11 protein-coding genes are annotated in these 11,494 nt (G+C 66.0%); 5 read left to right on the forward strand and 6 right to left on the reverse strand.

Going from position 1 to position 11,494, the window contains the following annotated elements:
- Positions 1-12 precede the first annotated feature (12 nt).
- The 3 genes from FB478_RS08655 to FB478_RS08665 are packed head-to-tail and all read left to right on the forward strand — an operon-like array spanning position 13 to position 3,130.
- Positions 13-1,407 (forward strand): MFS transporter, encoded by a 1,395-nt coding sequence (locus FB478_RS08655; protein ID WP_026265988.1) that lies wholly within the window; start codon positions 13-15, stop codon positions 1,405-1,407.
- Entirely contained in the window at positions 1,404-1,895 is a 492-nt protein-coding gene (locus tag FB478_RS08660; protein ID WP_134165511.1) for a GAF domain-containing protein, read from the forward strand. Before FB478_RS08655 ends, FB478_RS08660 begins: the two co-directional genes overlap by 4 nt.
- Positions 1,892-3,130: an amidohydrolase family protein gene (locus FB478_RS08665; protein ID WP_144600196.1), complete on the forward strand. Its 1,239-nt coding sequence runs from the start codon at positions 1,892-1,894 to the stop codon at positions 3,128-3,130. The genes FB478_RS08660 and FB478_RS08665 overlap by 4 nt, the downstream gene beginning before the upstream one ends.
- Positions 3,131-3,200: 70 nt before the next feature.
- On the opposite strand, the gene FB478_RS08670 is transcribed toward FB478_RS08665, so the two are convergent.
- From FB478_RS08670 to FB478_RS21105, 3 genes are all read right to left on the reverse strand, one after another.
- The gene (locus FB478_RS08670; protein WP_018770697.1) at positions 3,201-4,169 is read right to left on the reverse strand and encodes an SRPBCC family protein; all 969 of its coding nucleotides are present in this window, start codon (positions 4,167-4,169) and stop codon (positions 3,201-3,203) included.
- Positions 4,170-4,346: 177 nt separating this feature from the next.
- Positions 4,347-6,989, reverse strand: a complete 2,643-nt coding sequence (locus FB478_RS08675) for a Tat pathway signal sequence domain protein (protein WP_144600197.1) — start codon at positions 6,987-6,989, stop codon at positions 4,347-4,349.
- 158 nt (positions 6,990-7,147) lie between these two features.
- Positions 7,148-7,303 carry a hypothetical protein gene (locus FB478_RS21105; protein ID WP_018770695.1) on the reverse strand — a complete coding sequence of 52 codons (156 nt, stop codon included), beginning with the start codon at positions 7,301-7,303 and terminating at the stop codon, positions 7,148-7,150.
- Between the two features lie 227 nt (positions 7,304-7,530).
- Here FB478_RS21105 and FB478_RS08680 point away from each other — a divergent pair, with 227 nt between their 5' ends.
- On the forward strand, positions 7,531-8,142 hold the full coding sequence (locus FB478_RS08680) for an NADPH-dependent FMN reductase (protein ID WP_018770694.1): 612 nt from the start codon (positions 7,531-7,533) through the stop codon (positions 8,140-8,142).
- Between the two features lie 93 nt (positions 8,143-8,235).
- Here the strand turns inward: FB478_RS08680 and FB478_RS08685 are convergent, their stop codons facing one another.
- Positions 8,236-8,712, reverse strand: coding sequence for a sensor histidine kinase (locus FB478_RS08685; protein WP_018770693.1), 477 nt, complete (start codon positions 8,710-8,712; stop codon positions 8,236-8,238).
- Positions 8,713-8,881: 169 nt separating this feature from the next.
- Here FB478_RS08685 and FB478_RS08690 point away from each other — a divergent pair, with 169 nt between their 5' ends.
- Positions 8,882-9,634 carry a ZIP family metal transporter gene (locus FB478_RS08690; protein WP_056391631.1) on the forward strand — a complete coding sequence of 251 codons (753 nt, stop codon included), beginning with the start codon at positions 8,882-8,884 and terminating at the stop codon, positions 9,632-9,634.
- Positions 9,635-9,646: 12 nt separating this feature from the next.
- Here the strand turns inward: FB478_RS08690 and FB478_RS08695 are convergent, their stop codons facing one another.
- Positions 9,647-10,351 (reverse strand): ABC transporter ATP-binding protein, encoded by a 705-nt coding sequence (locus FB478_RS08695; RefSeq protein WP_018770691.1) that lies wholly within the window; start codon positions 10,349-10,351, stop codon positions 9,647-9,649.
- Positions 10,352-10,377: 26 nt separating this feature from the next.
- Entirely contained in the window at positions 10,378-11,481 is a 1,104-nt protein-coding gene (locus tag FB478_RS08700) for an FtsX-like permease family protein (RefSeq protein ID WP_144600198.1), read from the reverse strand.
- Positions 11,482-11,494 lie beyond the last annotated feature (13 nt).

Here is an 11,494-nt window from a genome sequence, read left to right on the forward strand (position 1 = left end):
GGCAGGATTCCCATGTCTCTAACAGCTCGCCTGGACCGGCTCCCACTCAGTCGTCCACACTACAAGCTTCTCCTTATCGGAGGGCTTGGATACTCCTTTGACGGCATGGACGGCGCGGTCGTGGCCTTCCTGCTGCCCCGCATCCAGGAACTCTGGGGCCTCAGCACGGCGTCCCTGGGCCTGGTTGGCTCCGCTGCGCCGCTGGGCTTCTTCTTTGGCGCTATTCTTTCCGGCTGGATGGGGGACCGGTTCGGGCGCAAGAAGGTCATGCTGTGGGCCCTTGCCTTCTACTGCGCCATGTCCGTGGTTGCTGCCATGGCGCCCAATTTTGAAGTCTTCCTTGTGGCACGTGTCCTTGCAGGGCTCGGCGCTGGAGCGGAAAGCGTCATCATCGCCCCGTTCCTCTCAGAGTTCATCCCGCCCAAGCGGCGTGGCTGGTTCATCGGGACGCTGGCCGGGTTCTTCTCCTTCGGCTTCGTTGCCGCCGCATTCATCGGACGGTTCGTCGTCCCCGTGGGCGACGACGGATGGCGGTGGGCGCAGGTCATCACGGCAGTTCCCATCCTGCTGCTCCTCTGGTGGCGCCGCAGCCTGCCTGAATCACCCCGCTTCCTCATGAGTCAAGGCCGTGCGGCGGAGGCCCAACGCGTGGTTGAAGGCTTCGAGCAGAAGGTCCTCCGCGCAACAGGCAAGGAGTTGCCGGCAGCGGAGGAAGGCGTCGAGGATATTGCCAAGCATGGGCAAAAAATCAGCATTTGGAACGCCCTGAAGGTCATGTGGTCGCCGGCCCTCCGTCGCAGGACCGCCGTGATCTGGCTGATTTGGTTCGTCATCACCTTCTCCTACTACGGATTCTTCTCCTGGATCCCCACCCTTCTTGTGGGGCGCGGAATCACGGTCACCAAGAGCTTCGAATACTCCATCATCATTTACCTGGCCCAAATCCCCGGCTACTTCTCCGCCGCCTGGCTCTGCGACCGCATCGACCGCAAGAACACCATCGCCCTGTACCTGGCGGGCTCGGCCCTCAGCGCGTTCTGGCTCAGCCAATCCAGCGATGCCGGGATGATCCTGGTGGCGGCAGCAACGCTTTCCTTCTTCCTCAACGGCACCTACGCCGGCGTTTACGCATACACGCCGGAACTTTTCCCCACGTGGATGCGGGCTACCGGCGTAGGGCTGGCAAGTGCCGTTGGCAGGGTGGGAAGCATCCTGGCCCCGTCCATCATCGGTGTGTTCGCCGCAACCCTGGGCTTCGGCGGTGTCTTCACCATGACCACGGTGGTCCTGGCAGTTGGCGTTCTGGGTGTGGTCATCTTTGGAACGTCGACAGCGGGCAAGTCCTTGGAAGATATCAACGCCCGCACTGAACCGGAGCGCCCGGCCGCAGTGGGAGGCGGCAAATGAACGGATCGAAAGTCGACGCAGCACTCCAGGCCGTTTACGGAGAATTGCGCCAGGATCCTGGGGTCATCCTGTTCACCGCACTCCGTTGGCTGCAGGCAGACTCCGTATTGCGGCGTGTGTTCACCAGCCATCCAGAGGAGTACCCGCTGGGTGCTGAAAAGTCAGTGGAAATCTCTGCAGGCTGGCTGGAAACCGTCATAGCTAAGCAGCGGCCATTCCTGGCACCCGATCTGGAGTCGCTGGCCGAAGTGTTTACTGATGTTGCCCTGATTCAGTCCCTCGGATGCGGTGCGGTCATCAATATTCCCGTGGTCTCCGGCGGTGCGGTGGTGGGTGTGTTGGCACTGCTTGATGCCGAGGGAAAGTACACCGATCGGAGCCTCAGCACCGCATCAGCAGTTGTGTCCGCTGCGACCGAAGAGATCGCGTCGGCCTTTATCAATTCAGACCAAACCGTCTTTACCGGAAAGGAAGCAGTCCGCCCGTGACTCAATCCACCCAACCACTTGTCATTAGGAACGCCAGTGTCCTGGACGTTCACGTCGGCACCTTCTCGGTCGCCGACGTAGTCACAGCAGACGGAAAAATCAGGAGTGTAGAGAAGGGTGCGGATGCTCCGGAAGAAGCGCAGATCATCGACGGAACGGGCAAATATGTCATCCCGGGCCTCATTGACGCCCACGTGCACGTCGTGGCCTCGAGCGCGGACTTCCGTTCGCTGACCTGGACTCCGCCCTCCTATGTGTATGCGCAGACCGCCCGAATCATGCAGGGTATGCTGCGGCGGGGCTTCACCACCGTCCGTGACCTTTCAGGTGCAGATTTCGGCCTGGCGAAGGCGCAGGCCGAAGGGCTTCTTGAGGGTCCCAAGCTTCACTTCTGCGGGCGGGCCCTCAGCCAGACGGGTGGCCACGGCGATATGCGCCTTCCCGGCGAGGACCATGAGCCCAACCGCAAAGGCTGCTGCGGGATCGGCCGGGTTGCCGATGGTGTGGACGCCGTGCGCGCCGCGGCCCGTGACGAGCTCCGCAAGGGAGCCCACCACATCAAAATCATGGCCTCAGGAGGGGTATCGTCCCCCACCGATCGCATCGACTCCACCCAGTACTCGCGCGATGAAATGCGGGCCGCCGTGGAGGAAGCGGAGGCGGCCAACCGGTACGTCGCCGCGCACGCCTACACTGCCCGCGCCATCAACCGGGCCCTGGAGGCAGGAGTCAGGTCGATCGAGCACGGCAACCTTCTTGATGACGAGAGCCTTCGTCTCTTCCTGGAAAAGGACGCCTTCCTGGTGCCCACCCTTGTGACATATTGGGCCCTGAAGGAAGAAGGACGGGAGTCCGGGCTGACGGAGGAGATGTGGGCCAAAGTGGATTCTGTCCTAAACAGTGGACTTGAAGCCATTGCCCAGGCCCACGAAGCAGGCGTGAAGCTGGTCTACGGTTCAGACCTGCTGGGCGGCATGCATCGTCACCAGAACGAACAGTTCAGGCTGCTGGGAAAGGTCCAGCCGGCCATCGACGCTATCCGTGCCGCGACCACCACGGCCGCCGAGTTGCTGGGAAGGCCCGGTGAAATTGGAATTACCGCGCCCGGAGCGGACGCCGACATGCTCGTCCTGACGGCTGATCCGGTACAGGACATTGCTGTGCTTGCCGACATGGCTGACCATCTTGAGTTCGTCATCCAGGACGGCGCCGTCATCCCGGGGGCCGCAAACTAAGCAGTGACGGCAAAGCGCCGCCCGCCTTTGGGGGAAAGGCGGGCGGCGCTGGTTCTTGGGTTGGGACGGGTCAGTGGCCGCCGAGGTTGCCGCCCACAGGCGGAAGGCCGCCGTCGGCGTTGCTGTCGTCCTCGCGCCGTTCGCCGGCGCTCAGGTTTTCGCCGGCAACCGTGTCATCGGACTCGCCGGTGGTGTCCACGAGGCCGTTGGTCTGGTCAAAAGCGTGGCCGATCCTGTCATCGCCCAGGTCGGCGACCGAGCCGGTGGAGCCGGCCCCCGACGTCGTGCCTGGGGTTGTGGTATCAGTTGTCCCCGTGCCCGGGTAGGCGCTGCCGGTGGTGGCGCCGGTGGTGAGGGGCTCTGCGGGTACAACCGGTTCTGCCGGGACCGCGGGAGTGGTCTGCGTAACCGTCACGTCACGCGTTTCGGTGTCTTCCTTGTTGCCGCTGGCAGCCATGGCCGCTGCTGCGCCCGCAGCCGCTGCGATGCCGACGCCGGCCGCAACCTTGCCGGAGACGCCGGCCTTGCCGGAATCGCCGCGGGAGCCCCCTGCATGTTCAACACCGGGCGTGCCCACAGCTGAGCCGGCATTGACGGATCCGCGCCAGGCGCCGCTGGCGTAGCCTTCGTCCTCAATAAATTCCTTGAACTTCTGCAGGTCCGATTCCGCCTGCCGGTCCACGACGTTGAGCTTGTCGCCCACCTTCTCGATCAGGCCTTCGGGCTCGTATTCGAGGCTCAGCCGGATGGAGGTCTGGCCGCCTCCCACGTCCTCGAACTCCACAGCGCCGGCGTTCGTGGCACCTTCGGTCGCGGCCCACGCAACTTTGCGGTCCGGGACCTGCTCCAAAATCTTGGCTTCCCATTGCCTGCGGACGCCGCCGATCTCGGCCACCCATTCCAGCCGGTCGTCACTGAGCTGGGTCACGCTCTTGACGCCGCCCATGAAGTGCGGGAATTCCTCGAACTGGGTCCACTGGTTATAAGCGGTGCTCACCGGTACGTTCACCAGAATGCGTTTTTCCACCTTCGTGCTCATAACGTCTCCTTCGCTTTGCTACCGGAAACCAATGACTCGGGAAGAATCATCAGCATGCTTACTAACATACCTTTTGATCGTGGATGTTTCCAGAGTCCAACTTGGTCATGGGGGAAAACGGACGACGGCGGCACCCGGCCAGGTGCCGCCGTCGCGGTTTTGTGCCACGCAGGAGTGTCAGTCCAGGTACCGGCCCACGAGCGCCAGGTTCTGGATGACTGCCAGCCCGAACTGGGCGGTGTCATTGGTGGACACCGTCGGCGCCTCGTCCACGGGCGCCAGCACGTGGGGCGGCTCGATTTTCCGCAGGGTGAAGGCCGATTCGTGGTTCAGGTGCTCCCCGCCTTCGGCAAAGCTTTCCCATGCCCGGGCTGCCAGTTCGGGGTCCTGCAACCTGGCCGCCGCGTAGGCCGTCAGCCTGCTGTGGGCCTGGGTGAGATGGATGCCGTCGAGCGGCCGGCCCACGGCTTCCACCTGTTCCTCCTTCGATGCCAGAAAGAGCCGGCAGTACTGCAGCCAGGACCGCTCGAACTCCGGGTCCGGCACCAGGTCCACCAGCTCGCTGCAGATTTCCACCAGGCCGAACACCGCGCTGAGGTGTGAGACCTGGATCTGCTCGCGGCCGGTGTCGAACCGGCCCTTGTCCAGGTCATACAGCGCTTCACCGGTGAGGAAACCGTACTTGAGCGAACCGATGTCCGCCATGGTTCCCAGCAGCCGGTCGCGGGAACGCGGGTTGCCGGTGCGTTCCCAGTCCGTCAGCCAGGTTGCGGCGAGGGAACCCCAGTCCGTCCCCAGCCCAACGCCAAGTGCGCCGCGGTTGGGGCGGTAGGTGTCGGCATCCGGGCGGACCTTGCGCACGGGGTCAAGACCCAGGAAGTTCTGGTCGCTGTCCACCAGTTCGGTCAGCAGGTCCCCGGTGCGCTCGTCCGCCGTCAGGTAGTAGTAGAAACGCCGGTAGGCCGGCGTGCTGATCCGCAGCTGCTTGGCGCTGCAGCCCCAGTGCTGGACGTTGTGCCGTGAGCCGAGCCCCTTCCAGGGACCCAGGTGGTAAACGTCCACTTCTCCCGTGTGCCGGGTCATGGCCTCGGCAAAGCGGAAGATGTCCGCCCGGCCGGAGCGCAGGCTGGAATACCAGAGCCACAGGTCGGGGGACAGTTCCGAATTGTCCCAGGCGTAGCCGCCCACGTCGTACCGCCACACGTGCCGGTCAAAGTCGTAGGTGTGCATCACGTCGCCGTAGTTCCAGAAGCCGTACCAGCGCCGCTGTTCCACCTGGCCGGCGTAGAAATCGAACAGGAAGTCCAACCGGTCTTCAAGCACGGCCCGCGCGGGAGTGCTCCGGTCCACCGGATCCCAGTCGCCAAAGACGCCCGCCGAGTGCAGATACTCCGGTGTGGCCTGCAGCAGGGCCGGGGTGGCAGCGGAGGCGGCGTCGGCCGCGAGGCTTTCGGTGGGCGCGGTGGCATCGTAGGCGAACAGGGTCAACTCGTGGGTGCGGGCAATTCCCGTGGGGTTGCCGAAGCCCGGCTCATAGTCCTCATACGTGATTTCCAGGCCGTCGAGCTGTTCCTCGAACGTTTCCTGGCCCAGGCCGTCGTGGTAGAAACGCAGGTCCATGGGCTGGGCCTCGGGGGAGAACAGCCACGCCGTGAGCGAGGCCTCGCCGGTGGCGGCGCCGCGGATGTCCAGCTGGCCCGGGTGGGACTGCCAGAAGTCCTTGATGCACACCCCGAGTCCGCCGCGGGTATCGCTCAGGGAGCAGAAGCCGCCGGCGCGGGTGCCGCCGGTGATTCCCACCCAGCCGTGGCCGGCGGCGGTGCGCTTGCGCAGCTCGAATCCGTCGGCGCTGAGCTGGCTCAGGGTGTAGTCGCCCCACGTGGGAACCAGGTGGAGGCGGGTCGAGACTTCAGGATTCCAGGTATCCGGCGGGGGAGTGGGGCGGCCGTTAATCTGCGCCTCCCGTACGTCCTCGCCCGGGTCGCGGCGGAGTCCGGTGAGGCCGCGGACTGCCTCGGCGAGGAACCCGCCGTCGGCTCCGGCGATGCGGATGTGCCGGTTGTGCAGCTCCGCCGCCAGTGGCACCGTGAACCGCACGCCCAGTCCTGCCAGGAAGTCCTGGTCCGCGTCTCCGTCCCAAATGAAAGAGTGCACCATCCGCACGCTGCGGGCGTTGGCATGGAAGTAGAAGCGGACCACAAACGGCAGCCAGTCCCGCTTTCCGCTTTCTGGAGTGTCCGGACGGTGGTTGCCTTCCAGCCGCACCACCGCCCGCACGGGGCCGCTTTGTTCCAGGACGACGGCGGTGACCCCGCCGGTGAAGGCGTTCCGGCCAACCGTTCCCGCGCCCTCGGGGACGCTGTCCTGCAGCAGGCTGACCAGCCGGGCGTCCCGGGCAACTTCCCGCCCGTTCCGGGAAAGGGTGCTGAACAGGGTGGAACCGCCGCGGTTGATCACCATCTGCAGGACGCCGGTGTCCACGGTGAGGGTGTCCGCACTTTCGGTGACCGTGACGGACGCGCCGGCCGACGACGGCTGGCTGGGTTCGGCGGCCGTGCCGCCGTCGGCCCTCACCTGATAGGTGTCCGAGGGGGTGTCCGTTGCCGGCAGCGCAATGCCCGCCCACTTCAGGGACCCGTCCGGCCAGGTGGCCAGGGGCCAGGCCTGGCTGGGGACCGGCGTGCCGCTGCCGTCCGCAACTGACAACGCCTCCACACCTTGCGCGGTGCCGCGCGGGAACGGCATCCCCCACGTGGTTCCGCCGCTGATTTCTGCGGGTGCCTGCCCGTCGATCCACCTGATGAGGGTGTTGTCCGTCATGTCATCCAATTCCACTGGTGATTGCTGCGCGCGGAAGTCCCGATAGTGGGAAAGCGCTTTCTCGATGACCTACAACGTAGTAGACAGGTGGCGTGCGTGCAAGGGGATTTTGCCAGGCGGGACGGTTGGCTGCTGGGCCGGGGCTGGCGTCCGGGCGGCTATTTCCTGGCGGGGTCCCCGTCGTCGTCTGCTCCCTCGGCGGGGTCCTGGGAGTGGACGCGGATGTCGGCAGGGTCTGCGTCCGGATCGCCTTCGGCGGGCGATTCAGCGTGGACCCGGTCGTCGTCGTCGTTCCGTGAGCGATCTTCAGTCATGGCTGCTCCTCGTGGCGCTGGTTCGCGGTACCCCTCATTCAGCGCTTCGCTCCATGACGTGTCAAGGACCTCCCACGCACTCTGGCCGCAGCAGGGCTTGTGTGCTGGACTGGTGAAGCAGTGAGCACCAACCGCCGTTTCTTCGCTCCTCCAGGCTGCTGGGACGGCGCCATTTCCAACCCAAACCGACCCAGCCGGCGCGGCCCGGCTGTTGGAAAGGACCACTCATGGCAACTTACAAGATTGGATATTTCGTGGGCAGCCTGGCCAGCGGCTCCATCAACCGGGTTCTGGCCAAGGCCCTGATCAAACTCGCGCCCGGGGAACTGGAATTCACGGAGATCCCAATCAAGGACCTCCCGCTGTACAGCTACGACTACGACGCCGACTTCCCGCCGGAGGGCCGGGCCCTCAAGGAAGCCATCGAGGCCGCGGACGGGATCCTCTTCGTGTCCCCGGAATACAACCGCTCCATCCCGGGAGCCCTCAAGAACGCCATCGACTGGGGATCCCGGCCCTGGGGCACCAACTCCTTTGCCCGCAAGCCCACCGGCATCATCGGCGCCTCACCTGGCAGCATCGGGACGGCCGTGATGCAGTCCTCCATGCGGGCCGTCCTGAGCTTCCTGGACGCACCGCAGCTGAATGCGCCGGAGGCCTACGTCAAGTACGATCCCAAGGTTTTCGGCGACGACGGCGAGGTCAAGGACGGGTCCACCGCCAAGTTCCTCAGCCACTACATGGAAGAGTATGCGGCCTTCGTGGCACGGGTCCTGGCCGCCAACGCGCCCGGTCACATCGGCGACCTGGAACCGGACGCCGCCAAGCTTTCCCGCTGATTCCCTGGCGGGTTTTCATAAGGCGTACGGATGCCCGCCGTCCCAGCAACGGCGGGCATCCGAGTCTTTATGCCGGCATTGCGAGCCGGCGGGTCAGTCCAGCGGCAGCGTCACCGTCACACTGGTGCCCTGGCCGGGGCTGGAACTGATCTCCACAGCGCCGCCCGCTTCCTGCACGGCGACCGCCATGAGCCGCAGGCCGTAGCCGTGGTGCCGCCCGCTCTTGGCGAGGATGCTGTCGAAGCCCGTGCCGTCGTCGGCCACTACCAAGCGGATGCCGTGGTCAACAGCCGCCAGCTGGATGCTGAGCGTGGACGCGGACGAGAATTTGAACGCGTTGCTGAGCGCCTCCCGGGCCGACTGGTACAGGAGGGACGCGCAGTCCGCCGGGATCTCGACGCCCCAGTGCGGAGTATCCCAGTGGACCGAGGTCCCGCGCTGCCTCAGGGGGGCGGTAAGCCGGTCAATGCACCCGGCCAGTCCCAACGTGTGGAAATCCAGCGGCTGCTTGTCCGTCAGCACGCCTCCCACGGTTGTGACCTCGTTGTCCAACGCTGTTCTGCTTCCCATGACTTCCTGCTCCCCACAAGCTGGTTTGGTCCTATGGCTAAAGCGTGGACCTGCAATGTCTAGGGATGGCAAGGTTTGCCTCAAGATCCCATCAATTCTGCGCGTGGAGGGTGACCGGGTGCACTGCTGCCCCTTGTTTCATTGCCGCCGCGCTGGGGACGGAAGAGGTATGCCTACCTGGTTGATGTCACTTGTATGGGGCACCGGTGCCGGTGCTGCCCTGGTCCTGGGAGCTGCCGTGTCCTGGCGGTGGTCCATCCCCTCCAAAATCGTCTCGACGGTCATGGCTTTCGGCGCAGGTGTGCTGATCTCGGCCCTTGCCTTTGAACTGGTGGACGAGGCGGTCAAGGGCGGTGGCCTTTGGCCCACGGTGGCGGGCTTCCTGGCGGGGGCAGTGGTGTACGTGGGCGCCAACGTGCTCCTGGCCAGGGCCGGCGCCAAGCACCGCAAGCGGTCCGGGGACCAGCAGCCCTCCGAAAAGGACAATCCGGGCAGCGGCACCGCCATCGCCGTCGGTGCACTGCTGGACGGCGTCCCGGAATCGGTGGTCCTGGGCGTCGGCCTGCTGGCCGGCGGAGCGGTGAGTCCTGCCATGCTGGCAGCCGTCTTCATCTCCAACGTGCCGGAGGGCCTGTCCGGCACCGCCGGCATGAAGAAGGCGGGCCGGAGCAGGGGGTACGTGTTCGGGCTCTGGGGCGGCATTGCGCTCCTGAGCGGAGTGGCAGCGCTGCTGGGATATGTGGCGCTGGAGGACGCCCCGGATGAGCTGGTCGCATTCATCACCTCCGTTGCCGCCGGCGGCATCCTGGCCATGCTGGCGGACACGATGATTCCCGAGGCCTTCGAGGAGCACCACAACCTGACCGGACTCACCGCGGCCGTGGGGTTCCTGACGGCGTTTACGGTGCACCACCTGGGGTGAGGACAGGGGCCCCTACGCCCCCGTCAGCACCGGCGCCGTCAGCCTGCCGTCCCGCATGGTGGCCACCACGTCCGTCAGCGGCACGAACTCGGTGTCATGGGTGACCATCACGGTGGCCACCCCGAAACCGGTGGTCACCTGGCGGAGGAGCCCGATGATCGAGGCGCTGCGTTCATGGTCCAGAGCGGCGGTTGGCTCGTCCACCAGCAGCACTTTGGGGCTGCCCATGAGTGCCCGGGCGATGTTCACCCGCTGGCGCTGGCCGCCGGAGAGCTGGTGCGGCAGTTTCCGCGCACTTGCGGAGAGGCCAACGACGTCCAGCAGTTCCGCGGCCTTCGTCCGAGCCGCCTTGGCAGGCTTTCCGCGCAGGTGGTCGCTGATGATGAGCTGTTCGACGGCGGTGAGCGAGGGCAGCAGGTTGGGCTGCTGGAAGATGATGCCCACCTTGTGCCGGCGCAGCGCGGTGAGCTCCTTGTCCCTGAGGCCACCGGTATCGGTGCCGTCAATCATGACCTGCCCGTGGGAGGGGCGGACCAGGGTGGCGGCGACGGCCAGGAGGCTTGATTTGCCGGAGCCCGAAGGGCCCACGAGCGCAACCAGCTGGCCGGCCGGGGCCGTGAGGCTGACCCGGTCCAGGGCGGTGGTGGTTCCGCCGCCGTCCGGATATTCGAGGGTGACGTTGACCAGGCTCAGGGGAGCGGGGGTGGGGGAGGGCATGATGGCGTTCCTTTCGTAAGGGTGGATTAGTTGCCGCCGAGCGCCAGGAGCGCGTCGACCTTGGTCACCCGGCGGACCGCCAGTGCGGCGCCGGCCAGGCCCAGGGCAACAATCCCGCCGACGGGAAGCACCGTGGTGCCCGCGTTCAGCAGGAACGGGGCAGCCTGGGCGGCAAGGGAACCGGCCGCGACGCCCACGGCTCCACCTACGGCGGCACCGGCGGTGAGGACGATCGCGGCCTGGGTCAGGGCGTCCCGGAGGATGTAGGCACCGGGCGCGCCCATGGCTTTCAGCACGGCAATGTCCCGGGTCCGCTGGATGGTCCATACGGTCAGGAATGCCACGATCACCAGTGACGAGATCCCGTACAGGAACGCCTGCATCAGGGTCAGGGACCCGTTCTCGCTCTTGAAGGAGCCCAGCGCCTGGAAGGACCCGGTGCGTGAGGCGCTGACCGTATGCGCGGCTGCGTCGACGGCGGCGCCGTCCACCGTGGCCCCCGGGGCGTAGGTGACGGCGACGACGGTCGCCAGCTGTCCGCCGTCGGACACGTGCGCTGCCCTGGCCCACGCCGGCAGGGCCGTCCACACCACGCTGGTATGTGCGTACCACTGATCCGGCACCACCGCGGCGACGGAAAGCTCCGCGCCGCCCAGGGAGACTTTGTCGCCTTGGCCGGCCGACAGAGCCTCCGCAACCGAGGTGCCCAGCACCGCGGTGCCGGCGGACACCTCAACGGGTGCCAGCGGGCTTCCCGGGGAAACGCCGAAAACCGCCACGTTTGCCGTGCCCGACCCCTTGACGGTCTGGGCCCGGGTCTGGGTAATGCCCAGCGGCTCTGCGGACCTGACGCCGGGCTGGTTCTTCCAGCGCTCCACCTGGGCGGCCGTCACGGAGCTTTCCGTGTAGGACGCCTTGGGGGTGGCGGAACCGGGAGCGCCGAAGACGATGGTATCCACCGGCCTGGTGCCGGCCGCGCCCAGCTTGTCGATGGCCGACGTCGACTGCTCGGCCAGGCCCGCCGTCAGGCCTGACAGCATGACCAGCAGGAGGGTGATCAGGGCTACGACGCCGCCCATCATGGCGAACCGGCCTTTGGCGAAGCGGATGTCGCGGATTGCCAGGAACACGTTGTTTCTTCTC

Origin of the sequence: Arthrobacter sp. AG367 (genome assembly GCF_007828995.1) — a bacterium.
Classification (GTDB): Bacteria; Actinomycetota; Actinomycetes; order Actinomycetales; family Micrococcaceae; genus Arthrobacter.

Bases quoted from the DNA above. Each gene is read 5' to 3' on its own strand.
- FB478_RS08660 (WP_134165511.1), top strand. From the start codon at position 1,404: ATGAACGGATCGAAAGTCGACGCAGCACTCCAGGCCGTTTACGGAGAA.
- FB478_RS08685 (WP_018770693.1), bottom strand. From the start codon at position 8,712: ATGGGAAGCAGAACAGCGTTGGACAACGAGGTCACAACCGTGGGAGGC.
- FB478_RS08690 (WP_056391631.1), top strand. From the start codon at position 8,882: ATGCCTACCTGGTTGATGTCACTTGTATGGGGCACCGGTGCCGGTGCT.
- FB478_RS08695 (WP_018770691.1), bottom strand. From the start codon at position 10,351: ATGCCCTCCCCCACCCCCGCTCCCCTGAGCCTGGTCAACGTCACCCTC.
- FB478_RS08670 (WP_018770697.1), bottom strand. From the start codon at position 4,169: ATGAGCACGAAGGTGGAAAAACGCATTCTGGTGAACGTACCGGTGAGC.
- FB478_RS08675 (WP_144600197.1), bottom strand. From the start codon at position 6,989: ATGACGGACAACACCCTCATCAGGTGGATCGACGGGCAGGCACCCGCA.
- FB478_RS08680 (WP_018770694.1), top strand. From the start codon at position 7,531: ATGGCAACTTACAAGATTGGATATTTCGTGGGCAGCCTGGCCAGCGGC.
- FB478_RS21105 (WP_018770695.1), bottom strand. From the start codon at position 7,303: ATGACTGAAGATCGCTCACGGAACGACGACGACGACCGGGTCCACGCT.
- FB478_RS08655 (WP_026265988.1), top strand. From the start codon at position 13: ATGTCTCTAACAGCTCGCCTGGACCGGCTCCCACTCAGTCGTCCACAC.